Source organism: Algicella marina, from assembly GCF_009931615.1.
GTDB lineage: Bacteria > Pseudomonadota > Alphaproteobacteria > Rhodobacterales > Rhodobacteraceae > Algicella > Algicella marina.
Window position 1 is genome coordinate 2,827,946 of the sequence record NZ_CP046620.1, and the last position, 25,050, is coordinate 2,852,995.

Consider the following 25,050-nt stretch of genomic DNA (forward strand, 5'->3'; position numbering starts at 1 on the left):
GCGGCGCCACTCGGCGCCGCCAGACCCAACAAGGGGCAGGCAGGGGCATGACCAAGGATATTCCGCGCGTGAGGCTTGAAGGCGTATCGCGATATTTCGGCGGCATCACCGCCCTGAAGGACGTAAACTTCAGCTGCCGCGAAGGCACAATCCATGCAATATTAGGCGAAAACGGCGCGGGAAAATCGACGCTGATAAAGATAATGTCAGGCGTACTGCCTCCAAGCGAAGGACAGATGCTCGTTAACGGCGAGCCCGTGTCCTTCTCCTCACCCGCCGAAGCGACCGCAGCCGGAACAGTCTGCATCTTCCAGGAACTGTCGCTCGTACCTGATCTGTCGGTGGCAGACAACATCTTCATCGACCGGCCGCCGCGCCGCTTCGGCCTCATAGACAAGCGAGAACAACGCCGCAGAGCCGAGGCGCTTCTCGCCCGCATAGACTGCGAGGACATCAATCCTGACGCTTTGGTCAAAGAACTGAGCCTGTCGCGCCGCCAGATGGTCGAGATAGCCAAAGCACTTGGCAAGGACCCGCGAGTGCTGATCCTCGACGAGGCGACATCGGCGCTGACCAGCAATGATGTCGAAAAGGTCTACGAATTGTTGCGCGAACTTCGCGACCAGAACGTGGCGAGCCTGTTCATCAGCCACCGAATGCATGAGGTCGAAGCGCTTTGTGACACGCTCTCGATTTTCCGCAACGGCCAGCACATCGAGACCTTCGACAAGGGAGATCGCAGCGAGACAGAGATTGTACGCTCGATGATCGGGCGAGATATCGAGACGCAATTTCCGCCGAAACCCGCCAGAAAGGACGGCGACCCCGTACTCCAGGTCACTGACCTGCGCTGGGAGAACCGGCTCAAGGGCGTTGACCTGACAGTGGCTCCCGGGGAAATCATCGGCCTGGGCGGGTTGGACGGACAAGGCCAGAAAGAATTCCTGCTCGCGCTCTTTGGCGTTCTGCGCGGCGTGACCGGGCGCGTAACCCTGGGCGGCAAAGACTTCGTTCCCCGTTCCCCGGCGGCAGCCAGTGGCAACGACATCTCGGTCGCGCTTGTGCCGGAAGATCGCAAGACCGAGGGTCTCATGCTCAACCTGCCGATCCGCGACAACCTGCTCGCCTCCTCTTATCGCCGAGTGTCAAACGGTCCGTTCATCGACGCAGTTCGCGCCGAGGCGGCCATCGCGGATTCATTGAGCAAGCTACAGATCAAGGTCGGCACAGTAGCCGACAAGGCCGAGACGCTGTCGGGCGGCAATCAGCAGAAGGTGGTCATTGCCAAATGGCTGATGATCGACCCAGATGTAATCCTGCTCAACGATCCTACGCGGGGCATCGATGTCGGCACAAAGCAGGAGATTTACCGCCTGATGCGGTCGCTGGCCGACGCTGGCAAGGCTATCGTTCTGTACTCTACCGACTACGCCGAACTCATTGGCTGCTGTGACCGTGTATCGATCATTTACGACGGGCAGGTAATCTCCGAACTGGAAGGTGAGGCGCTGACAGAAGAGGCGATAGTTTCGGCCTCGCTAAACGTTTCAGGGGAGAGCGCAGCGTGATTTCGAGCCTTTGTCAAAAGATTCTGCGCAACCGGGGTTTTACCGGCGCACTTGTGCTTTTCCTCGTACTTTTCCTTGGCTACCATGTCTTGCACCCGCGCGGTTTTTCAACCGCAGTGTTCATCCAGAACTCGAACGAGAGCGTCGCCATCGCATTCGTCGCCATGGCCCAGACCGTTCCGGTGTTGATGGGCGGACTCGACCTTTCGGTCGGGGCGGTGATGACGCTGACAAGCTGCATTGCCTCCGTCGTGGTAACGGGAACACCATTGCAGATGATGCTGGGGATGCTGCTCACTCTGGCCTGTGGGGCCGGCTTCGGCCTGATGAACGGGTTGATTGTCGTCTATGGTCGTATCCAACCGATCATCGCCACGCTGGCCACCGGGGCCATCGCCATCGGCCTTGCTCTGGTGATCCGTCCCAGCCCAGGCGGCGACATCGACCCCGACCTGAACTGGGCTCTCACAAATTCGGTCTGGGATCTGGTCGATACCTTCGGCGGCAATCCAGATGCGGCGTGGCTCGCTCCTGTCGCCAACCTGCCGGTACCGCTGTTGATCCTTGTGACAGTCGCCTTCGGGGTCTGGTTGCCGTTCAAGCGTACTGTGACAGGACGGACAGTCTATTCCATCGGGTCTTCCGAAAGCTCTGCCTTCATGTCTGGCCTGCCCATCGCGCGGGCCAAGATCGCAGCATTTACCCTCGCCGGTTTTTTCGCTTCCTGCGGCGGGCTGTATCTTGCGATCCAAACCTCGTCAGGCAACGCGGACGTTACCCAAGCGGGTGCCTACACGCTTAACTCGATCGCCGCGGTGGTGCTGGGCGGAACTTCACTGCTGGGCGGGATCGGCGGTGCCATCGGGTCACTGATCGGCGCGCTGATCCTGCGGGTAATTTCCTTCTATTTTCGCATCCTGTCGATCGACCCGCTGCTGCAACCACTCATTGAGGGAATGGTATTGCTCGTCGCCGTCAGCCTCGGCGCCTTGCGCACATTTCGGATCAAGAACAAGCTGGAGTTATTCCGATGAGCAGGAACAGCCGTATTTCACCCGAAAACAAGCCTATCGTCATCGCAAGTTTTTTTGTGGTGGTCATTGTTCTTATCGGCACCGCCTACACCCTCAGCACCCAAGGCACCGCTCCACTCCTGGCACCGTCATATTTGCTTCAGCAGCTACAAATCGGATCGTTTCTCGGCATATGCGCTGCGGGAATGATGGTGGTGATCCTGCTTGGCCATATCGACCTGTCGATACCCTGGACACTTACCGCCGCAGCGATGATGGCCACCACCGTCGGAGGCCATATGGCAATCCCAGCCGGGCTATGCGTGGGCCTGCTCGTCGGCCTGCTCAACGGGATTGGCGTGGCCTATCTGCGCATACCGTCGATGATCTTCACGCTCGGGGTCGACTCCGTGCTGCGCGGTTTGATGGTCGCTCACACGGGCGGCTTTGCCCCGCAAACCGAAGCCTCATCCCTGATGCGATTTCTTGCTGCTGAAAAGGTCATGGGAATTCCTGTGGCGATCTGCGTCTGGCTTGCGGTCTCATTCGTGATCGCCGGAATGCTGGTCCATACCGGGTTCGGACGGGCAATCTACGCAACGGGCGCGAAGGAGCGAGCGGCGTTCCTGTCAGGCATTCGCACACCCTGGATTGTAATTGGTGCCTTCGTTTGCTCTGCCCTTTGCGCCTCACTCGCCGGTATTCTGCTCGCAGGCTACTCGGCCAAGGCGTATCAGGGAATGGGCAACGCCTTCCTGTTGCCGGCCATAGCCGCCGTAGTGCTGGGCGGAACCCATATCCTCGGTGGGCGCGGGCGCTATGTCGGCACCCTGGTAGGAGTGATCCTAATCGTATTTCTAAATTCAGTGCTGTCGATCATGCAGATGCCTGAGGCCTTCCGGCAAATCATTTATGGGACAGTTATTATCGGGATGTTGCTGTTTTATGGCCGTGAAGAGGTCGGGGCTGCACGCAACTAGCGTCAAGGTACTCTGTTCTCAATTATGCCGTTGATGATGCGCGCCAGCATGTGCCCTCGACGCATTTTTGAATGTTGCGCCTACTGAAATAGTAGCACCCACAAATGCAATATCAGGAAACTCATGCCTCGTTTAACGTGGCCTTTGAGAACGTGCTCGACCGACTTCGGGCCAAAAACAAGATTTGGAGGAAGAACGAATGCAATTCCGAAACGTTGCAAATTTGGTTGCAGTGGCTGTCGTCGCCACTGGTCTCTGCACACCGGCCAATGCAGGCCCGGAAGACGACACTCTCCGGATTGCGATGGCCGAGGAGATACTGAATCTCGACTACAACTACACCACCAAGCGCGAATACATAATTCTTGCACAGTTGACCGATGCCAAGCTCTTCGAGTTCGACCCCGAAACACAGGATATCAAGCCGTCCGTCGCAAGTGAATTCGAATGGGTGGACGAGACCACGCTCGATGTCATTCTGCGCGATGATGTAAAGTTTCACGACGGCAGCCGCCTTAAGGCGGAGGACGTTGCCTATACCTACAACTGGTTGCGCAGCCCGGAGAGCGAAGCCAATGCCACCGGCGTTGTCGAACGCTGGCTGGAAAAGGCCGAGGTCGTGGCGCCGAACCGTGTGCGCTTTCACATGACGGCAGTCTATCCACTGGTGCTCCGCGACATGGCGAGCCGTGTAATGCTTCGCAAGGCGGGAACCTATGGAGAAGATGGGCAGATCGACCGCGACGCGATGTCAAGCGCGCTGGTTGCCACCGGTCCCTATCGCGTCGTGAGCTTTGAGCCGGGCACCGAACTGGTTCTTGAGCGCTTCGAAGACTACTTCGGCGAAAAGCCCGCGATTGAAAACGTAACAGTCCGCAACATACCCGATATCGGCACGCAGCAGGCAGAGTTGATGTCGGGCGGGATCGACTGGATGTTCAAGGTGCCCGAAGATGTCGCGACAGCGGCCGACGCCATCCCGAGTATCGACTTTCTGAGCGGTGCCGACCTGAGGATCGGCTTCCTGGTATTGGATGCAGGCGGCTGGAGCGATGCTGAAGGTCCGATGACCAAGGTACAGGTGCGTCAGGCGGTGAACCACGCGCTGAACACCGAAGAGATCGCAAAGTTCCTGATGGGAGAGTCTTCGCAGGCTATCCATACAGCCTGCCATCCTGCGCAGTTCGGTTGCGATCAGTCGGTGACGAAATATGACTACGATCCCCAACGGGCAAAGGAGCTGCTTGCAGAAGCGGGCTACCCGGAAGGCTTCCCGCTAGATCTTTGGGCTTATCGTGACAAGGCGGTTGCCGAGGCGGTGGCATCTGACCTGACGGCAGTGGGGATCGATGTGAACCTTCGATACGTCAAGCTGGAAAGCTTGAACCAGGCGCGGGCCGCACGTGAAATTCCGGCTTATTTCGGAACCTGGGGCTCCGGCGGGACCGCAGACACGGCGGCGATCGCGCAAATCCATTTTGGCGACTCGGACCGAAATCTTTCTGGCGACGATCAGCTTTCCGAGTTGGTGCTGGCCGCAGAGCAGACCGCCGATCCCGACGAGCGCAAGGCGTTCTACAGCCAGGCCTTGGGTGTCATCGCTGACGAAGCCTACTGGGCGCCTCTCGTCACATACACGGCGAACTATCTCGTCGCCGCTGATCTCGAGTTTCCGCTGAGCCCGGATGGCCTCCCGCGTCTGCAGAACGCGCGTTGGAAATGAGCATGCCCTGTGGGCGGGGCAACTGCCCCCCGAGCTTTCCTGGATACATCGGACAATGTTGAAATATATCGCACTAAAAGGCCTGCTGGCCGTGCTTGTGGCCTTTACCGTATCACTTGCAGCCTTTCTTCTACTCAATGTCGCGTCGGACCCGGCGCAGGCAATCGCCGGAGAAGACGCAACGCCCGGCGTGGTCGAGACGATCCGTGCGCGTTACGGCCTCGATCGACCGGTCTACGAGCGCTATGTCTCATGGCTAGCCGGCGTGGTTCAGGGCGATTTCGGAGAGAGCTACTACTGGCACAAGCCGGTAGCCGAACTGGTCGCAGAGCGCGCCGATGAAACCCTCACTCTCGCTTTTTCCGCGTTGCTCGTTACCATCGTTATTGCCGTGCCTCTCGGCGCACTGGCAGGCCTCAACCCGAACTCATGGATCGACCGGGCCGCCCTAGGGGTCGCCGTGTCGGCGCAGGCGGTACCCAATTTCTGGCTCGGGCTGATAATGATTATCCTCTTTGCGGTGATGATCCCGATCTTCCCGGTTTCGGGCGACAACAGTTGGTATCATTTTGTGTTGCCCGCTATCGTATTGGGGGCATCTTCGGTGCCGGCAGTCATGCGATTGACCAGGACCGGCCTCATCGAGGTCATGGGTGCCGACTATATCCGCACCGCCAAATCCAAGGGGTTCAGGGGCAATCACCTGTTGCGGCGCCATGCGCTTCGCAATGCAATCCTTCCGGTCATTTCCGTTCTCGCGGTTCAACTGGGCCAGAAGTTCGGTGGTTCGGTAATTACCGAGAGCATTTTTGCAATCAACGGATTGGGGCGGTTGGCTCTGGAATCCATCCTCGGTGCAGACATTCCTACCGTGCAAATGCTCATTTTCGTGTTCGCCATCGTCTTCGTGGCAATGAACCTGCTCGCCGACATTCTCAACGCGGCGCTCGATCCAAGGATTAGAATTGGATGACCGACATGGACATCACCTTCGCAGCCACCGAGGCGCAGGCGGAAGTCGAGGGCCTCACGCCCGGTCAGGAACTTCGCCAGCGGATGTTTGGCCACACCGGCTTCCTCATCGGCGCAAGCCTCATCTTCATCATCGTGATCATCGCCATTTTCGCCCCGCTGCTGGCACCCCATGATCCGTATGTGCAAAACCTTGCCAACCGCATGCTGCCACCGGTCTGGGAAGAAGGCGGATCGGCTGAATACCTGCTTGGCACTGATCAGAACGGTCGCGACTATCTGAGCCGTCTTATCTACGGGACCCGAATCTCGGCGACCATCGGTATCGGTGCAGCCAGTATCGGGCTCGTGATCGGCGTCACCCTCGGGGTGCTAGCCGGCTACTTCGGCGGCTGGGTCGATCATATCATCAGCTTCCTGTTGACAGCTCAGCTTGCCCTGCCGGGCCTGCTGCTTGCCATGGCGCTGGTCTTCATCATAGGCCCGTCGATCTGGGTCGTGATCGGGATCGTGGGAGTACTGCACTGGACTTACTATCTGGTCGTCACGCGATCGGCCACGCAGCGCCTGCGAAATCTAGACTTTGTCGCAGCTGCTGCGGCCTCCGGGGCCAGCGCCCCGCAGATCATTTTGCACGAGATCCTTCCGAACCTCATTCCGCAGATCATCGTGATCTTCACCTTCGAACTGGGAATTTCGATCCTGGCGGAGTCCAGCCTCTCCTTCCTTGGCGTCGGTATTCAGCCCCCTACCCCGTCGTGGGGACTCATGATCGCCGAAGGCAAACAGTCGATGTTTTTCCGGCCCTGGTTGGTCATCCTCCCCGGGATATGCCTTTTCCTGCTGGTTATAGGGGCCAACCTGATGGGCGACGGATTACGTGACATCACGTCGCCGGAGGGTCGAAACGAATGAACCCCCTTCTGAAAATTACCAATCTCAATGTCGGCATCCGGCTACCCCACGGCGAGCTGAGCGCCGTCCGTGATGCGTCGATCACGTTGGAAAAGGGTCAATCCCTTGGCATCGTCGGCGAGAGCGGCTCGGGCAAGTCAATGACTGCGCTGTCCCTGATGCGGCTGTTGCCGCGCAGCGCACGCCTTGTCGCCGACTGTATGGAGTTCGACGGAACCGATCTGCAGCAAATGACTGAGGACCGTTTCGCAAGCACCGTTTCAGGCCCGGGAATCGGAATGATCTTTCAGGAGCCGATGACCTCGCTCAACCCGGTCTACACAATCGGAAGGCAGATGACCGAAGCGGCAGTCTGGCGCGGCATGCTGACTGCGCAGGCTGCACGGAGCAAGGCGGTCGCGCTGCTCGACCGGGTAGGCATTCCGGACCCAGAGGTGCGGATGTCGCAGTATCCACATCAGATGTCGGGCGGCCAGCGACAACGCGTGATGATCGCCATGACGCTGATGCTCGACCCCAAGCTTCTGATCGCGGATGAGCCGACAACCGCGCTGGACGTCACCGTACAAGCGCAGATCCTCGATCTCCTTGACGATCTCCGACGCGAACGGGAAATGGGTATGATCCTGATTTCACACGATTTGGCGGTGGTGGCACAGCGCACGGACGCAGTAGCAGTCATGTACGGAGGAGAAATGATTGAACGGGGTTCGGCAGTGTCAGTTCTCCGCAAGCCGGCGCATCCCTACACTCAGTCCCTGCTTAAAGCGATTCCTCAACTATCCGGCAAACCGGGAAGGCTTGGTGCGATCCCCGGGCTCGTTCCGTCTATCATGAAGGATCCGAAATCCTGTATCTTCGCGCCGCGATGCCCACATGCCTTTCCACTGTGCGTCGAAAAACGCCCCGAGTTGCGTTCGCACGATCCGGGGCACGTCTGTCGCTGCGTGCTGAATGATCCGCCTTCCATCAAGTCATCTTTTGGGCCGCTACGGGCTGCCGCACCGGAACCTCACACAGATGCCGTGATGTCGGCCCGGGATGTCACCCGTGTCTTCTCGACCAAGCGCGGCCTTTTCGGGCCCAAACGGGATACCCGGGCATTAGACGGCCTGTCCATCGACTTGCGAAAGGGCGAAACGCTGGCCCTGATCGGCGAGAGCGGCTCGGGCAAGTCAACACTGGCCAGAATAATGCTCGGGCTCGACCACCCCACATCGGGTGAGGTTTTCATGCGCGGGCGCCCGGTTGCGGGCCTTTCCGTCAAGGAGCGCGCACACTTCGTGCAGCCGGTCTTTCAGGATCCCTATTCATCGCTGAACCCACGCCGGCGCCTGGCAGAGATTATCGCTCGGCCGCTGGAACTTTCCGGCCACAGAAATTCGGCCGCAAACGCAAAGGTCGTGCGCGAAGCAATGGAGCTGGTGCGACTGCCGCAACGCCTGCTCAACGCCTTTCCCTCGCAGTTGTCGGGTGGTCAACGTCAGAGGGTGGCCATCGCCCGTGCATTGGTCACGAGGCCGGAAGTGCTGGTCTGCGACGAACCGACGTCGGCCCTCGATGTTTCGATCCAGGCGCAAATTCTCAACCTTCTCGACGATCTCAAGGCGGAGATGGGCCTCACCTGCCTGTTCATCACCCATGACATGGCTGTCGTACACCAGATCGCCGACCGGGTGGTGGTCATGCTCGATGGCCGGATGGTCGAAGAGGGCCCCGCGCAGCATGTTCTGACCCACCCGGAAAACGAATACACACGCAGGCTGGTCGCTGCCGCCCCGCGATTCGAGATCACCGCCCACGACATGGAGACTGCCCAGTGAACTTACCGTTGGATGGTGGTGGCAAGCGGCCAGCCTGGACAGGAGGCAAGCTGAGGCCGCACACGCTGTTTGCCCTGGAGACACAGTGGCAGTCCTGGCTCGACGTGGAGGCGACGCTCGCCGAGGTTCAGGCCGAAATGGGAATAATCCCGGACTGGGCCGCCCGCGAGATAAGGTCGGCGGCATCCATGGACACAATCGGCGTCGACGCGATGAAAGTTCATGTCAACCGGACCATGGCGCCGGTTCTGTCTCTGACCCGGTTGCTGGCCCAGGCGGCCGGGGATGCCGGCGGATACGTCCACTGGGGCGCGACCACACAGAACGTCATGCAGACCGGGCGCATACTCCTGATACGCGAGGCCGACAAAGTAATTCGTGCAAACCTCGCTTCCACGCTGAAGGAACTTGCGACACTGGCGGAGAACCACGCCGCGACACTCATGGCTGGCCGGACGAACCGACAACATGCCCTCCCGATAACCTTCGGCTTCAAGGTCGCTGGCTGGATTGAGGAAATGAACCGAGCGGTAGACAGACTCGACGGCGGCTCAGAGAGGCTGTTCTCACTTCCGTTCGGTGGCGCCGTAGGCGCATTCCATGCGTTCGGTGACAAGGGGCAGGAACTTCATTGTCGCCTGGCCGGGCGTCTGGGACTGCGGGATCTTCTGGTTCCCGGGCGAGCAATGAACGATCTCTTCGCGGACTATGTCGTCCAGTTCTGTCTTCTCGCCATGACTATCGACCGCATCGCCGGCGAAATCTACCTTCTCATGACGCAGGAGATTGGAGAACTCGGGGAACGGCTGGAAGAGGGCACCGTCGGCTCCTCGACCATGCCGCACAAGGTCAACCCGAAGTTTGTTGTCCGGGTGGTTTCCGAAGCTGCGGAACTGCGAACAATGGCCGGCATGGCGCTCGAGACCGGCCGCACGAGCCATGAGGGCGACGCGTCGGTAAACCAGTTGGTGAGTTCGCTGTGTGACCGTGCCATCCCGCTTGCGTGGAGGTTGACGGAAAGCTTCGAGGCCCTGCTTTCCCGGCTATCGGTCAACTCCGCCCAGATGCAACGCAACATTCAACTAACCGGCGGAGCGATCGCCACAGAGAATCTCATGATGGTTCTGGCCCCAAAAACCGGCCGCGCCAAAGCGCATGACGCGGTACACCACGCGCTCGAAAGAAATCGGCCGGACGCGGCGACTGTCACCGAGATCATGCAATCCGACGCGGGCATCTCGGCCCATCTGACGGCTGAACAAATCCGACAAGCGCTAGATCCGGCGAAATACAGCGGCGACAGCGAGCGAATTGCCCACGAGGCGGCTGCGATGGCGCGCTCCATCGCGGAACGCCTCGTATCGGTCAGATGAGGTAGAGCAGCTCTGCGGCGTCCGGATGCGCCGCTCTGAACTGTTCCACATAATCGCTCAGTGCATTCAGAAATGGCTCTGTCTGGGCTGCCCGCGAGCCGCGGGCGAAAATTGCGGCATAGGTAATCCAGTTATCGCCTTCTATCGGGCGCAAGACATCGGTCTTCCGGGACTGATCCGGAGAGAAAATAACATCGCTCAGCGTCAGCCCGATACCGTTGCGCACCATCTCTATGGTGACGACGGTGGAGCCTGTCTGAAACGCGATCTGCGGCCGGTAACCGGCCCCGCCCATCAACTCGTCAAGTCGCATGCGCCATCGCTGACCGGATGCCAGCGTTACGAATTTCTCCTGCGCCAATCGGGCTACGCTCACTTCTTCCAGGTCCGCCATGTGATGATCCGCCGGAAGGAGGACGCACAGACGCGTGCGCAACAGCGGCAAGACATCCAAAGGCACGATTTCGTTTTCCACGGGAAGAGAGATCAGCCCCATGTCATAACCGCCGGCAGCAACCTTACTTTCGATGGCAAAACGACTTTCGACGTGAATGTTTATGTCGCTCATGTTGCCCTCGGCATTCAGACGCGCCAGAGGCGGCACGACGAGACCATTTGCGATTGGGGCGGCCGCTACGATGGAAAGCGTACGGCTGCTCCGGGTGGCCACCTCCTGTGCGATATTCGGAATCTCGTTCAGACCGTCGAGTGTGTTGGAGATCTGCTGATAGAACAGCGTTCCGTGTTCGGTCAGTTCAAGCGCGCGGCGGGAACGCGAAAACAGGGTCAGTCCGAGTTGATACTCAAGCTGCGTCAGCAGCCGGCTGGCCGCCGAGTTGGACATGTTTGCCCGAGTCGCGGCCTCAGCCAATGTTCCGGTTACGACGATATCTCTGAAGAGCTGGAGGCCGCGAATGTTCATGGCGAAGACGGTTGCGAATTTTGCAACATTAGGCATCACAACAGCAATTTTGTCAAATGCGAAGCCCCGTTAGGTTTTGTGGGGCCGCAGCGGAACAACTGCAAATGATGCGCGGCATCGGGAGGAAAAACCATGCTACGATCAGGTCATAGACTGTTGGCAGTTTGCGCCATCTCGGCTGCGCCGCTCTTTGCGGGAGCTGCGCTTGCCGACAAAGCGGATGACACCCTGCGTGTCGCCTTTACCGAGGACATCATCAACCTCGACTACAATTACACCACAAAGAGGGAATACATCATCATCTCCGAACTGATCGACGAGACCCTGCTCGCGATCAACCCGGCGGATGGCAGTTACCTGCCAGCGCTCGCCACTGAGTACACCCAAGTGGACCCGGTCACGATGGATCTGACGCTCAGGAAGGGTGTCCTGTTCCATGACGGGACCGAGATGACCGCCGAGGATGTCGTATATACCTACAACACAGTGGTTTCCGAGGAAGCCGGGAGCCTTTCAGGTGCCCGTATCGAGGTCTGGTTCGAGAGCGCAGAGGTGGTCGCACCTTACAAAGTGCGCTTCCACTTCAAGCAGCAGTACCCCCTGGCTCTGCAGGACATGGCGATCCGCGTTCCGATTCGCAAAAAAGGCACCTACGGCGCAAAAGGGGCCTTCGACGCCGATGCTGCATCGGGCGGCCCGGTTGGCCTCGGGCCTTACAAGGTCAGCTCCTTCGAGCCCGGATCCGAGCTCCTGCTCGAGCGTTTCGAAGGTTACTACGAAGGTGGCCCAAAAGGTGAACCATCAATCGGAACCGTCGTCATCCGCTCCCTGCCCGACGAAGGTACGCAGCAGGCAGAGATGATCTCGGGCAGCATCGACTGGATCTACGACGTACCGCGCGATGTCGCCGAAAACCTGGGAAACATGCCACAGATCAAACATCTTTCAGGGCCGGATCGACGTATCGGCTTCCTGATCCTGGATGCGGGCGGACTTGCCGAACCTGATGGTCCGATGACCAAAGTGGAAGTGCGCCGCGCCTTGGCCCATGCGATCGACCGCGCAGGCATCGCCGAGGCTCTGATCGGAGGGGCAGCCGCCCGCATCGAAGGTGCCTGCCACCCATCCGAACTGGGATGCAATCAGGAGATAACGGTCTATGAGTACGACCAGGACAAGGCGCGCGAACTGCTTGCTGAAGCAGGATACGAGGACGGATTCGAGATGGAACTATGGGCCTATCGTGACAAGCCAATGGGCGAAGCCATCGTCGCCGACCTGAATGCCGTCGGAATTGATGCGACCCTACGGCAGGTGAAGCTGGACAGCCTCAATGTGGCGCGAGCGAACCGGCAGATTTCTTCCTATTTCGGCACCTGGGGTGGTGACACAGCGCCACCGATCCGGCAGCATTTTGACCCACAGACGGATCGAAACCTTTCGGGCGATACCGAACTGGCCCAAATGGTCACCGATGCCTACACTGAACTGGACCCTGATCTGCAAGCCAAACTCTTCGCGAAGATCCATGCCCGGATCAGTGAGCAGGTGTACTGGGTTCCGCTATGGTCATACTCCGTTAATTATCTTACCGATCCGGAGCTTGACTTTCCGACAGACGAAGATGGTTTCCCGCGGCTCTACAAGGCAGCCTGGTTAAACTGAACCCTGGCGGCATCATGGCCGCGGCGAACGCGCAATGGCTTTTCTTCCTGGCATATTCTGCGGATGTAGGCTCGTGCTACTGTGGCGACGACCATTTTCGGGTCGTCGCCATGCCGTCTTTTTATCCGATGTGGAAATTGACCATGCGACATTCATGAAACCAAAATCCCCGCCAAAGATGGCGTCGCGTCATGCCAAGTAAGTGCTCTATGTTTGCGGAGTTGACCATATCAGCCGCGGACGACAACGCTCTCTGGTCGCGAGCCAGACAGAAAGATCATACACAGAGCCCGGGGTGATCTCGAAAAGGTGACGCTCAGGCTACGGTCAACTGTGCTTCCCCAGACAATCAAGAGGCGGCTGCTGTCCGGTGTCGACAGAATCCAAGACTTGCCGCGAACTTGATGTCTGCCACGCGGCGATCTTGACAGTGTCCCGGGCTAGATCAAGCGCTGCCTCGTAGTGTGCCTCGGCAGCGGCACTGTACCCAGCTAACCGCGCCTCCAAAACTCTCGAATATCCGACTTCAGAGGCAATCCCCATTTCGAAACGCGGCAGCGGAGCTGATAACGACAGCCGCTTTTCACGATGCTCATGGCGGAGACATTTCGCATTTGTTGAGCAAGTCAATCGGAGCGAGCGCCGCTGCCCGGGCAAACGCTCCAAATTCCGTCTGCTATCAGGTGTTTATGATAGAGCTATCCAAAGGAAAATGGCGGAGACGAAGGGATTCGAACCCTCGAGACAGTTGCCCGTCTACTCCCTTAGCAGGGGAGCGCCTTCGACCACTCGGCCACGTCTCCGCCGATGGGTCTAGCAGTTTGCGTGCGTAGGAAACAAGGTCATTTTGCGATCTAAATTACAGTTGACGCCGTCTCCCGTGGAGAGCCGCCCTTACACGCACCATTTCGGAGTATCGGCGCAAAGTGCCTTCAGCCGAATATGAAATGATCCTGCGTGAACTGGTCGGTGTTGATGGGCCCGCCGTGGCTGCTGTAGAGCCGGATGATTTCCTCTCCAACGATGATGGCAGCGCCTGTCAGCCTTGGGCCTATGGTGAGATCGGTGAAATGATACAAGTGATCAAAGGCGGATAGATCTATCCTGTCGTGGCCGAACTGGAAATCGATGATGAAATCGTTGCGACCGTCTTCGATGAACTCGAAAATATCGGCTCCCGGACCTCCGGAGAGGGTATCGCGCCCGCGTCCGTCCACAAGCCTGTCGTCTCCTGCCCGACCATAGAGCATGTCCCCGCGCCCCATGCCCCAGATTATATCGTTGCCGGCAGTGCCGGAGAGTGTCTCGGGAATGGCGCCTCCGCGAAGATCCTGCCCGCCCCGTTCGAGATCGACGATCAGTTCAGTTATGCCGTTTTCAGTAGCCGAACCCACGTATAGATGCGCCTGGTTGCCGACGACCCGCACCTCCAGCGCCGAAACATTCTGCAGCGTGGTACCGAAATCGTCGGCGATGCTCGCCAAATGATGCAGGCGACCACGGTAGTCGAGTTCGAGTACAGCTATACCATCGTCGCCACCGCCGGCGAAAACGAACACCCTTCCAGCCGCCTCCACCACCTCAACCTCCGCAACGCCGCCGAAGCGCGTGTCACGTGTGTCGATCAGATGCTCTACTTGATTGAGTTCGCCGCCACGAGACACCCGCAAGACCGTCAGGCTGTCCGTTTCCGATGAACCGACGACGAGGAACGCTCTCTCCGCCACCTGAACCGGGGCAACGTCGGTAATGCCATATAGGCCGTCACCGTCCCGCGGCAGATGGCGACCGGTGACCCGAAGGTTGCCACTGGCGTTCACGTCGAACACGGTCACGCCGGTGTCGATCCCGGATGCTGCGAACAGGAAGCGCTGCCCGTGCAGGTCGGAGTATTCAATTGTCGTCACGTCCGAAAGCGGTGCCCATCCGCCAACTAGCGTCCGCTGAAACTCCACGGTGCCATCTTCGAACAATCGGTGGATCTGCACGCCGCCGGTGCCAAAGCGCGCTGAATAGATAACAGTGTAGTCTCTGAAATTCTGAACCGTGGAAACAAATCCGCGTTCGAACCGACCCGACTCGTCCTGCAGGCTACGCGAGTGACTGAGCGTCCCATCAAGGCTAATATCATAGAGGCCAAAATTGTCGTCGTACCGGCCAAGCGTCAACAGCTGGCGGCCGCTTTCACGCTCCAGAAGCGCCATGTCCGACAATGTAGCCGTCCCACTCCAGGGTGAATACTCCACCGACGATGCCAGGACAGGAACACCGGCACCTACATCGAAGACATTCACAGAGCCGTAGGCCTCGGAACCCACAGCAATGAAAGGCACTCCGCCAATATTTATAATAACGATATCGGAAATACCCTGCATATTTCTATAGGTTTCGCCCATTGCGACGAAACCCGTAAATACGGAGAAACTCATGAACCACCCCGATCCAATAAAGATTACCCACCGAACCATAGAACGGCAAATCTTTATTAAGCGACGAGCATTGAGTTAAGGTAAACTAAGAGCGTGCGGCCGGATGGATTATGCAGTAATTTTAAGTCTTAAAATTAAATATTCATTGTTCAACTAACCTTTTATTTTGGTTAACTCCCCCTTTTTACTGTCGCCTCAATCGCGTAAATCCGACACATGACATCACACGAACTTCGTCCACGCTTCTGGGAAACGGTCGAGATGGCCGATATGACGCAGGCAGAATGGGAGGCCCTCTGCGACGGCTGCGGCAAATGCTGCCTGCTGAAACTAGAAGACGAGGAAACCGCCGAGGTCGAATACACCAACATTGCCTGCAAGTTGCTGGACCTCGGAACGTGCCGCTGCACGGATTACCCCAACCGCAAGGCCAAGGTTCCCGATTGCGTCATCATCGACATGGCGGAGTTGGACCGCATCAGTTACTGGATGCCGCGGACCTGCGCCTACCGCCTCCTCGCGGAAGGCAGAAAACTGAAATCCTGGCATCCGCTCATCTCGGGTGACCGCAACAGCGTGCACAGAGCCGGTATTTCCCTGGCGGGTCGAATGGTGCCCGAGGATCATGTGCACGAGGACGACCTCGAAGACTACGTCGTGGAAGGACTGGAATAATGTGGTTTACATCTGACAATGCGGCTCCGGCCCACCCTTCGGTTCTGGAAGCACTGACACAGGCAAATGCGGGTTATTCGGCATCCTATGGCGCCGACCCGATCATGGAAGATGTCACCGCCCGGATAAGGGAGATTTTCGAGGCGCCGGACGCCGCGGTTTATCTCGTCGCCACAGGCACTGCGGCCAATGCGCTCGCGCTGGCCTGCCTCTGCCCGCCGTGGGCAACCGTCTACTGCCACCGCAACGCCCATGTGGAGGAAGATGAATGCGCCGCACCGGAATTCTATACGGGCGGAGCCAAGCTTACACTTCTCGACGGACCTGACGCGAAAATAGACCCGGCCAGTTTTGAGGCGGCACTGGGCTTCACCGCCCGCGCCGGCGTCCACAACGTGCAGAAGGGCGCGCTCTCGATCACCAACATTACCGAAGCCGGTACGTTGTACTCGCTGTCCGAAATGAAAGCCCTTACCGATCTCGCCCACGAACACAACTGCCCGACCCACCTCGATGGTGCCCGGTTCACCAACGCGCTGGTCGCACTCGGTTGCACCCCGGCAGAATTGACTTGGAAGGCGGGGATCGACGCGGTCTCGTTCGGTGGCACCAAGAACGGATTGATGGGTGTCGAGGCGATCATTCTTTTCGATCCGGCTCGCGCGTGGGAGCTTGAATTGCGCCGTAAACGCGGCGCACACCTGTTCTCCAAGCATCGGTATCTTTCCGCCCAGATGCAGGCCTATCTGAAGGATGATCTTTGGCTTCGTCTGGCCCGACAGGCGAATGATCGCGCCGCGCAGCTGTCCCGAGGCCTGATGCAGACACCAAACGCCCGCCTGCTACATCCGACGGACGGGAACGGCGTGTTTGCCGGGTTTCCACGCGAGGCACACAAGGCAGCGCAGGAGGCCGGAGCCAAATACTATTTCTGGCCGTTCAACCAATCGCTGGATGGACCGGGCGACGAAATCCTGTCCGCCCGCCTGATGTGCAGTTGGTCGACCACAGCGGAGGAAGTCGACGAATTCGTTTCGCTGGTTAAGTCCGCTTCATAAGGTTCACTCAATGCCTGGCAGCATGTTTCTGCCAGAACGGCCGCAGCCGTTTGGCGATGCGAGCCGGATGCGTCACCGGCAACATGTGCCCGGCTTCCTTCACTTGCGATATCGAGACGTCCGGTACGGTCTTGCGAATGGCCCGTGCAACAGCCCTTACAATCGGCTGGGTATCGCTGCCGTTGATGATTTGCACAGGCACCTCCAGTCCTTTCAGAGCCTCCAGAGTCATTCGGTTGGCGCCTTCAGGTTTCAGAATCGCTGGCTCCGACGCTCGGATCAGCGGCATCATTGTTTCGATGTCCTTCCGTCGCTTCGGCTTCAGCCCGGCGAATGGCTCCGCACCCCACATGTTCACAAACATCTCAGCGGCAAGGGCGTAATCCTCCGCCTCAAACGCCGCGCCAAGCGGGCCCAATGCCTTCGTGTAGCGGTTGTAGACCTTGTCACCGGCATCGTGCGCCAGGACGAAATAGACAGGTTCGATAAGCGTCAGGCTCTGGACGATCTCCGGTCGTTCCACCGCCAACCGCAAGGCCACCGTTGCGCCGAAGGAATGGCCCACAAGGTGTACGTGCGCTGGAGGGCACACCGTCATCGCATCCTCCATTGCCTGCCTCTGGATATCCCGCCATTTTTCGTAGCCCGTGCCGCCGTGACCCGGCAGGTCCGGTGCGATCAGACAATAATCCCCCAGCCGCTTCCACACCGGCGCCCAGGACTTTGCCGAGGCTAACGCCGCGTGCAGAAAAACAGCCGGGCGCCCGAGCGGATCACCGCCGCGTTCGACGTGAAGTGACCGCGTCGTCACCCATCACTCTCCCAAGTGCCGATCCAGGTAATCCAGGCGGTCTTGCCCCCAGAAACACTCTTCACCCACCACATAGAACGGTGAGCCGAAAACGCCCGCATCCAATGCCTCATTCGTATTGCGCTCGAACGTCTCGACCGCACTCAGCATCCCCTTCGTACCGAGATCCGCATCAAAGCCGGCAGCAATCAGACACTCACTCACTATATCGTCGTCGGCAATGTTCTTCTCTTCCGCCCAGCACGCCCGCATCAATCCATGTGTCAGGGCACCGATATCGCCTCCACCGGCCTTCGCCGCCGAGATAATCGCCGCGGAAGATGGCACCGGGTTGGCTGGCCAGAACGCAGGTTTCAGCGTAATCGGCAACCCTTCATGGGCAGCAATGCGCTTCAATTCCTGAAGTCGATACTTTTGCCGGTTCGGATGCCTGTCCTTCGGCGGCACAAAACCTGTCTTCTGGCCGAGTTCCATCAGGTTGAAAGGCTTGTAGTTGATCGTAGCCCCGCGCCGCGCCGCTATAGCCTCCAATTTCTGGCCCGCAAGATAAGTAAAAGGAGAAATCGTCGTGAAGTAGTAGTCGATCTCGGCCATGGTTCGCCCCCTGTTTCCCGGTTCCTGCCGGATAGGCTTTCGCCCCACATAAATCAAGGTCACCTGCCTGCTGGCAGGTCAAAGGGGCTGCAATGAAGCCATCGCTCACCGAATCCCGCGCCCGCCTCTATGAAATTCCCATCGGGGATGCTAAGGCGCGGTTGTGGTGGGCGGTAGCAGAGGACCGACGATGAACGCGAAGCAACCAAAGCTTATTTCCGGCAATTCGAACAAGGAACTCGCGTCGGCCGTCGCCCGCAGGATGAGCTTTCATCGCGGCGAAAAGGTCCAACTCTGCAATGCTCGGGTGGAGCGGTTTAACGACGCTGAAATCTTCGTTGAGGTTTTTGAGAATGTCCGTGGTGAAGACATGTTCATCATCCAGTCCACATCCAATCCTGCGAACGATAACCTTATGGAATTGCTAATCATTTCCGATGCATTGCGCCGTTCCTCCGCCGCACGGATCACCGCTGTCATTCCCTATTTTGGTTATGCGCGGCAGGACCGCCGCACCAAGGCCCGCACACCGATTTCCGCAAAGCTCGTGGCTAACCTGATAACCGAAGCCGGGATCGAGCGGGTGCTAACGATGGATCTGCACGCAGCCCAGATTCAGGGCTTCTTCGACATTCCGGTGGATAACCTCTACGCCGCGCCCGTTTTTGCGCTCGATATCCAGCATCATTTCAAGAATCTGTCAGAGATCACCGTCGTCTCACCTGATGTTGGCGGTGTGGGACGCGCCCGTGAACTGGCGGAGCGAATCGGCGCGGATCTGGCCATTGTCGACAAGCGTCGCGCCGCACCGGGTGAAATCGCCGCGATGACGGTGATCGGCGAAGTGAAGGACCGCAGCTGCATTATCGTTGACGACATCTGCGATACCGCTGGCACACTCTGCAAGGCTGCCGACCTGCTGAAGGAGACCGGTGCGAAAGAAGTTCACGCCTACATCAGTCACGGCGTCCTTTCCGGTCCGGCTGTGGAACGTATCTCCAAATCGGCGATGAAGAGCCTCGTGATCACCGACAGCATCCAGCCGACAGCGGCGATCCTCGACACACCGAACATCCGCATCATTCCCACCGCCCCGATGTTCGCGCAGGCAATCCAGAATATTGCCAACGGCACGTCCGTCTCATCGCTATTCGATCGTTCGTCGCTCGCCCCCATCTACGAAGCGGCCTACCCCGCCGCCTGATCGCGTAACTTTCGGTTCCGTTGACGCGCCCTGCGCAGTTTCTCGCGCAGGTCCGCCTGTTCATCCAGTGCGGCTTTCAAAGCTGCACCGATGTCGGCCAGCGTTTTGTCGTCGAAAATGACGTTGCGATCGACCACGTGGTCCTGCAACTCCGGTTCCGGCAATTCCACGCCGAACGTTTCTCGCAAATAGGCCAGGTTGCGCTCGATCAAAGGAGCCAAGGCCTCCAGCCTTTCCCTCGGAACTGACGCCTTCGGGCCGCCGATCGACGCCAGCAGATCCAGAAGCGGCTTGTTGTGGCTGAGATCGCCGCCGCGAGCATTCATAGCGCTCTTGATCAACAAGGCCCCCTGCGAAAGCCCTTCATTCGTGCGCACCACCGTAAGCTCCGCAAATAGAGAATCGTCGCCGATTGCTCCGCAAAATTCGGCTACCGGCCCGCCCTTCGGCCAGAGCGATGGATGAAAGGGACGAACTTGCACAGCCTGCCGGCCAAAGGCGGCAATCCAGGGTGACAGCACCTGCTCATAATCCTCCAGCGACCGCTCGAGCGGTGTGTCGATCGTCGCCCCCGCGGACTTTACCATTTCCGTGAGCATGGATGGCAGACGGCTCAGCGGATGGCGGACGTAGTAAAGAACGACAACCTTGCGGGAGATTCTCCCGAAGAACGCTGCCATCCTGCCGATTTCTTCCGAACGCAGGAAAAGCGCCTCTTCCGTGCTGAAGATCGCGGCACCGCCTCGCTCCGACGCAACCGTCATGACATCGACAGCTCGTTGGCCCCAACCGTCCATGTAGGCCAGACCGCGCCGCCGTACCATATCCGGATAGACGCGCATCGGATTGTCCGCGAAATGTGCCAACACGCCGCCACGGTCTGGCACGAACCAAAAATTGTGGCGAGCAAGGGCATCCTTGCTCGCCATCAAAGATTTTTGGATGGAAGTCGTGGCGGTCTTGTGCGCCCCGATGTGGCAGTAGAGCGTGTCGAACACGCTCCTGCCCTCAGCTCACGCGGGCAGACAACGTCTCGAAATCGTTGATCCGCTGTGCCACGGCTGCCTTCGCAGATGGATCGGCGATTTCAAGCGACTCGCGAGCTTCCGTTACGAGGCCAGACAGCATTTCCGGGCTGAACTCCGAACGCAGGACCGCCTGCTCCGCCAGCACGGACGCGCCTTCGGGGGAAATCTCGGCAAATCCACCCGTTACGACGTATTCCTGCGTACCCTCGCCCGACGTCACCGTCAGAATGCCCGGCCGCAAGGTCGTCACCGTCGGCGCGTGGTTGCCCATCACGGCCATATCCCCTTCCATGCCGGGGATCTGAACCATGGAGACCTCCGCCGAAAGCAGCTGCCGCTCGGGTGTCACGATATCAAGATGCATGCGTCAGGTTTCCTTGTTGCCATGCCGGGGGCCCGAGGGCCCCCAACGTCATCAGGCTGCTTCCGCGGCCATTTTCTCGGCTTTGGCTTTCACGTCCTCGATGCCGCCAACCATGTAGAAGGCCGCTTCGGGCAGGTGATCGTATTCGCCGGCGACAACCGCCTTGAAGGAAGAAATCGTGTCCTCAAGCGGGACCTGCACACCGGGCGAACCGGTAAAGACCTGCGCAACGTCGAAAGGCTGGGACAGGAAACGCTGGATTTTCCGAGCGCGTGCCACCGTCAGCTTGTCGTCCTCGGAGAGCTCGTCCATCCCGAGAATGGCGATGATGTCCTGAAGCGACTTGTAGCGCTGCAGCACGCCCTGCACATCACGGGCCACCGTGTAGTGCTCCTCACCGAGGATCAACGGATCCATCAGGCGCGACGTGGAATCGAGCGGGTCAACGGCCGGGTAGATACCAAGCTCGGAGATGGCGCGCGACAGCGTCGTCGTGGCGTCGAGGTGGGCGAAGGAGGTCGCAGGTGCTGGATCGGTAAGGTCATCCGCAGGCACGTAGATCGCCTGCACGGACGTGATCGAGCCGGCCTTGGTGGAGGTAATGCGCTCCTGCATCTGGCCCATGTCGGTCGCCAGCGTCGGCTGATAGCCCACAGCGGAGGGGATGCGGCCCAAAAGGGCGGACACTTCGGAGCCTGCCTGTGTGAAACGGAAGATGTTGTCCACGAAGAACAGAACGTCTGTGCCCGACTGATCACGGAACTGCTCGGCCATCGTCAGGCCGGACAGAGCCACACGCATACGCGCACCCGGCGGCTCGTTCATCTGGCCGAACACCAGTGCCACCTTGGATTTCGTCAGGTCCTCGGCGTTGATCACGCCGGCTTCGATGAATTCATGGTAGAGGTCGTTGCCCTCGCGGGTCCGCTCGCCGACGCCCGCGAACACGGAGTAGCCGGAGTGCACCTTGGCGATGTTGTTGATCAGTTCCTGGATCAGAACCGTCTTGCCAACGCCGGCACCGCCGAACAGACCGATTTTACCACCTTTGGAATAGGGAGCCAGAAGGTCAATCACCTTGATGCCCGTAACAAGGATATCGGAAGAGGTCGCCTGCTGTTCGAACGTAGGAGCTTCCGCGTGAATTGGGCGGCGCTCTGTCGCCTCGACGGCGCCCTTCTCGTCGATGGGCTCGCCAACGACGTTCATGATCCGACCGAGCGTTGCGTCACCCACCGGAACGGTGATTGGTGAGTCCTGGTCGATCACTTCCTGGCCGCGGACAAGCCCTTCCGTCGCATCCATCGCGATGGCACGAACAGTGTTCTCACCCAGATGCTGCGCGACTTCCAGCACCAGCCGGTTGCCGTTGTTGTCCGTCACAAGTGCGTTCAGGATCTCGGGAAGATGGTCGTCGAACTGAACGTCGACGACCGCGCCGATCACCTGTGTGACTTTACCCTTTGCGTTTGCCATTTCTCGTCTCCGTCTCGTTAGAGCGCCTCGGCGCCCGAGATAATCTCGATAAGTTCGTTCGTGATCGCGGCCTGCCGCGAGCGGTTGTACTGGATCGTCAGCTTGTCGATCATCTCGCCCGCGTTGCGCGTCGCGTTGTCCATAGCCGACATACGCGCGCCCTGTTCGGAGGCGCCGTTTTCAAGCAGGGCAGTGAACACCTGCGTAGCGATGGAGCGCGGCAGAAGGTCCGCGAGGATCGCATCTTCTTCCGGCTCGTAATCGTAATTCACCGAAGCGCCAGCTTCATCTTCACTCGCGTCGAAAGTCGCCGGAATGAGCTGGATTTCGGTCGGCTTCTGACTGATTACGTTGACGAAGCGGCCGAAGTACAGCTTGCAGACATCGAACTCTCCGGCGTGAAAGCGCGCCAGAATATCGTTCGCGATCTGAGAGGCGTTCTCGTAGCCGACCCGCTTCACCTCGGAGAGGTCAATGTGGCCGATCATGTGTTCCTTCAGGTCGCGACGAAGCTGCTCACGACCCTTCTTGCCAACTGTCAGGATCTTGACTGTCTTGCCCTCAGCCAGAAGGCGCTGAGCCTCCTGTCGTGCCAGCTTGACGATCGAGGTGTTAAAACCCCCGCACAGCCCGCGTTCCGCCGTGGCGACAACGAGAAGGTGCGTTTGATCCGATCCCGTGCCTTTCAGCAACAGGGGGGCAGAGGGACTGTTCGCGGCGCCCTTGGCAAGGTTGCCAAGCACCGCGTCCATCCGTGCCGCGTAGGGCCGTGCGGCCTCGGCAGCCTCTTCGGCCCGCCGCAGCTTGGCGGCAGCCACCATCTGCATGGCCTTGGTGATCTTCCGCGTGGATTTCACGCTTTCGATCCGGTTTTTCAGGTCCTTCAAGCTCGGCATGTGCCGGTCTCCCTAGTCTGTCCGGCTTCAGGCGAAATCTTTGGTGTAAGCGTCGAGAACACCCTTGATCGTTTCCTCTAGATCACCGGCAACCTTGCGGTCATTGTTGGTGATGTCGGCCAGCAGGTCGGCGTGGCTGTTGCGCAGAAGGTTCAGAAGTCCCTTCTCGTAGCGGCCCACGGCATCCACGGCGATCTTGTCGAGGTAGCCGTTGGAACCGGCGTAAATCACGATGACCTGCTCGGCAGTGGTCAATGGCGAATACTGAGGCTGTTTCAGCAGTTCCGTCAGGCGCGCACCACGGTTCAGCAAGCGCTGCGTCGCGGCGTCAAGATCGGAACCGAACTGTGCGAAGGCCGCCATCTCACGATACTGCGCCAGTTCCAGTTTGATGGAGCCGGCAACCGATTTCATCGCCTTCGTTTGGGCAGAGGAACCAACGCGGGAAACGGAAAGGCCGGTGTTCACGGCAGGACGGATGCCCTGGAAGAACAGTTCGGTTTCCAGGAAGATCTGGCCGTCGGTGATCGAGATCACGTTGGTCGGAATAAATGCCGACACGTCGCCGCCCTGTGTTTCAATGATCGGCAGCGCCGTCAGGGAGCCTGACCCATTGTCCTCGTTCAGCTTCGCCGAACGCTCCAGCAGACGGGAGTGAAGGTAGAAAACGTCACCCGGGTAGGCTTCGCGGCCCGGCGGACGACGCAGCAGCAGGGACATCTGGCGGTAGGCGACGGCCTGCTTGGAGAGGTCATCGTAGATTGCCAGAGCATGCATGCCGTTGTCGCGGAAGAACTCGGCCATCGCGGTGGCGGAATACGGAGCCAGGTACTGCATCGGCGCCGGCTCGGACGCTGTAGCGGCAACAACGATGGAGTATTCCATCGCACCCGTTTCCTCGAGTTTCTTGACGAGCTGCGCAACGGTGGAGCGCTTTTGGCCGATGGCCACATAGACGCAGTAGAGCTTTTTGCTCTCGTCGTCCGTGTCGTTCACAGATTTCTGGTTCAGCACGGTGTCCAGTGCAACGGCGGATTTACCGGTCTGGCGGTCACCGATGATCAGCTCGCGCTGGCCGCGTCCGATGGGGATCAGCGCGTCGATGGCCTTCAGGCCGGTCGACATCGGCTCATGCACGGATTTACGCGGGATAATGCCCGGCGCCTTGACGTCCGCAACGCGGCGCTCAGTCGCTTCGATCGGGCCCTTGCCGTCGATGGGATTGCCGAGACCGTCCACTACGCGTCCAAGCAGGCCCTTACCCACCGGAACGTCCACGATAGAGTTCGTGCGCTTGACGGTATCGCCTTCCTTGATGTCACGGTCGGAACCGAAGATCACGACGCCCACATTGTCGATCTCGAGGTTCAGAGCCATGCCCCGGATACCGCCGGGAAATTCGACCATCTCGCCAGCCTGCACGTTGTCCAGCCCATGCACACGCGCGATCCCGTCGCCCACGCTCAGCACGCGGCCGACTTCAGCCACCTCTGCATCCTGGCCGAAGTTCTTGATCTGGTCCTTGAGGATCGCAGAAATCTCTGAAGCTTGGATCGCCATA

At 59.1% G+C, this 25,050-nt stretch carries 21 protein-coding genes and 1 tRNA gene; 12 read left to right on the forward strand and 10 right to left on the reverse strand.

Going from position 1 to position 25,050, the window contains the following annotated elements; genetic code table 11:
• The first annotated feature begins 47 nt into the window (after positions 1–47).
• The 8 genes from GO499_RS13965 (at position 48) to GO499_RS14000 (ending at position 10,367) form a co-directional block, all read left to right on the forward strand.
• The gene (locus GO499_RS13965; protein ID WP_161862745.1) at positions 48–1,568 is read left to right on the forward strand and encodes a sugar ABC transporter ATP-binding protein; all 1,521 of its coding nucleotides are present in this window, start codon (positions 48–50) and stop codon (positions 1,566–1,568) included.
• Positions 1,565–2,602, forward strand: coding sequence for an ABC transporter permease (locus GO499_RS13970; RefSeq protein ID WP_284154752.1), 1,038 nt, complete (start codon positions 1,565–1,567; stop codon positions 2,600–2,602). The genes GO499_RS13965 and GO499_RS13970 overlap by 4 nt, the downstream gene beginning before the upstream one ends.
• Positions 2,599–3,561, forward strand: a complete 963-nt coding sequence (locus GO499_RS13975) for an ABC transporter permease (RefSeq protein ID WP_161862746.1) — start codon at positions 2,599–2,601, stop codon at positions 3,559–3,561. The genes GO499_RS13970 and GO499_RS13975 overlap by 4 nt, the downstream gene beginning before the upstream one ends.
• A gap of 199 nt (positions 3,562–3,760) precedes the next feature.
• Positions 3,761–5,284, forward strand: a complete 1,524-nt coding sequence (locus tag GO499_RS13980; protein WP_161862747.1) for an ABC transporter substrate-binding protein — start codon at positions 3,761–3,763, stop codon at positions 5,282–5,284.
• A 55-nt stretch (positions 5,285–5,339) separates the two neighbouring features.
• The gene (locus GO499_RS13985; protein ID WP_161862748.1) at positions 5,340–6,257 is read left to right on the forward strand and encodes an ABC transporter permease; all 918 of its coding nucleotides are present in this window, start codon (positions 5,340–5,342) and stop codon (positions 6,255–6,257) included.
• Positions 6,254–7,171, forward strand: a complete 918-nt coding sequence (locus tag GO499_RS13990; RefSeq protein ID WP_161862749.1) for an ABC transporter permease — start codon at positions 6,254–6,256, stop codon at positions 7,169–7,171. The genes GO499_RS13985 and GO499_RS13990 overlap by 4 nt, the downstream gene beginning before the upstream one ends.
• Entirely contained in the window at positions 7,168–8,994 is a 1,827-nt protein-coding gene (locus GO499_RS13995; RefSeq protein WP_161862750.1) for a dipeptide ABC transporter ATP-binding protein, read from the forward strand. Before GO499_RS13990 ends, GO499_RS13995 begins: the two co-directional genes overlap by 4 nt.
• On the forward strand, positions 8,991–10,367 hold the full coding sequence (locus GO499_RS14000; RefSeq protein WP_161862751.1) for a lyase family protein: 1,377 nt from the start codon (positions 8,991–8,993) through the stop codon (positions 10,365–10,367). Before GO499_RS13995 ends, GO499_RS14000 begins: the two co-directional genes overlap by 4 nt.
• Here the strand turns inward: GO499_RS14000 and GO499_RS14005 are convergent.
• Complete coding sequence (locus tag GO499_RS14005; RefSeq protein WP_161862752.1) at positions 10,360–11,325, reverse strand: LysR family transcriptional regulator; 966 nt, start codon at positions 11,323–11,325, stop codon at positions 10,360–10,362. The genes GO499_RS14000 and GO499_RS14005 overlap by 8 nt on opposite strands.
• 96 nt (positions 11,326–11,421) lie before the next feature.
• Between GO499_RS14005 and GO499_RS14010 the strand changes: the two genes are divergently transcribed.
• Positions 11,422–12,954 carry an ABC transporter substrate-binding protein gene (locus GO499_RS14010; RefSeq protein WP_161862753.1) on the forward strand — a complete coding sequence of 511 codons (1,533 nt, stop codon included), beginning with the start codon at positions 11,422–11,424 and terminating at the stop codon, positions 12,952–12,954.
• 713 nt (positions 12,955–13,667) lie between these two features.
• Here GO499_RS14010 and GO499_RS14015 read toward each other — a convergent pair.
• Positions 13,668–13,757: transfer RNA gene (locus GO499_RS14015), tRNA-Ser, on the reverse strand.
• Positions 13,758–13,886: 129 nt separating this feature from the next.
• Entirely contained in the window at positions 13,887–15,383 is a 1,497-nt protein-coding gene (locus tag GO499_RS14020; RefSeq protein ID WP_161862754.1) for a calcium-binding protein, read from the reverse strand.
• Positions 15,384–15,599: 216 nt separating this feature from the next.
• Between GO499_RS14020 and GO499_RS14025 the strand changes: the two genes are divergently transcribed.
• Positions 15,600–16,058, forward strand: a complete 459-nt coding sequence (locus GO499_RS14025) for a YcgN family cysteine cluster protein (protein WP_161862755.1) — start codon at positions 15,600–15,602, stop codon at positions 16,056–16,058.
• A complete protein-coding gene (locus GO499_RS14030; RefSeq protein WP_161862756.1) occupies positions 16,058–17,116 on the forward strand; it encodes a threonine aldolase family protein in 1,059 nt (352 codons plus the stop codon). Before GO499_RS14025 ends, GO499_RS14030 begins: the two co-directional genes overlap by 1 nt.
• Positions 17,117–17,123: 7 nt before the next feature.
• Here GO499_RS14030 and GO499_RS14035 read toward each other — a convergent pair whose 3' ends face one another.
• Together GO499_RS14035 and GO499_RS14040 are read right to left on the reverse strand one after the other, a co-directional pair.
• Positions 17,124–17,927, reverse strand: a complete 804-nt coding sequence (locus GO499_RS14035; protein WP_161862757.1) for an alpha/beta fold hydrolase — start codon at positions 17,925–17,927, stop codon at positions 17,124–17,126.
• 3 nt (positions 17,928–17,930) lie between these two features.
• On the reverse strand, positions 17,931–18,521 hold the full coding sequence (locus tag GO499_RS14040) for a 2-hydroxychromene-2-carboxylate isomerase (protein ID WP_161862758.1): 591 nt from the start codon (positions 18,519–18,521) through the stop codon (positions 17,931–17,933).
• 190 nt (positions 18,522–18,711) lie between these two features.
• Between GO499_RS14040 and GO499_RS14045 the strand changes: the two genes are divergently transcribed.
• Positions 18,712–19,725, forward strand: a complete 1,014-nt coding sequence (locus tag GO499_RS14045) for a ribose-phosphate pyrophosphokinase (RefSeq protein WP_161862759.1) — start codon at positions 18,712–18,714, stop codon at positions 19,723–19,725.
• Here the strand turns inward: GO499_RS14045 and GO499_RS14050 are convergent.
• The 5 genes from GO499_RS14050 to atpA are packed head-to-tail and all read right to left on the reverse strand — an operon-like array spanning position 19,710 to position 25,049.
• Positions 19,710–20,723 (reverse strand): hypothetical protein, encoded by a 1,014-nt coding sequence (locus tag GO499_RS14050; RefSeq protein ID WP_161862760.1) that lies wholly within the window; start codon positions 20,721–20,723, stop codon positions 19,710–19,712. The genes GO499_RS14045 and GO499_RS14050 overlap by 16 nt on opposite strands.
• Positions 20,724–20,733: 10 nt before the next feature.
• Positions 20,734–21,117 carry an ATP synthase F1 subunit epsilon gene (gene atpC, locus GO499_RS14055; RefSeq protein WP_161862761.1) on the reverse strand — a complete coding sequence of 128 codons (384 nt, stop codon included), beginning with the start codon at positions 21,115–21,117 and terminating at the stop codon, positions 20,734–20,736.
• Positions 21,118–21,168: 51 nt separating this feature from the next.
• A complete protein-coding gene (atpD, locus tag GO499_RS14060; RefSeq protein ID WP_161862762.1) occupies positions 21,169–22,593 on the reverse strand; it encodes a F0F1 ATP synthase subunit beta in 1,425 nt (474 codons plus the stop codon).
• 17 nt (positions 22,594–22,610) lie between these two features.
• Positions 22,611–23,489 (reverse strand): F0F1 ATP synthase subunit gamma, encoded by an 879-nt coding sequence (locus GO499_RS14065; protein WP_161862763.1) that lies wholly within the window; start codon positions 23,487–23,489, stop codon positions 22,611–22,613.
• A 27-nt stretch (positions 23,490–23,516) separates the two neighbouring features.
• On the reverse strand, positions 23,517–25,049 hold the full coding sequence (atpA, locus tag GO499_RS14070; protein WP_161862764.1) for a F0F1 ATP synthase subunit alpha: 1,533 nt from the start codon (positions 25,047–25,049) through the stop codon (positions 23,517–23,519).
• Position 25,050 lies beyond the last annotated feature (1 nt).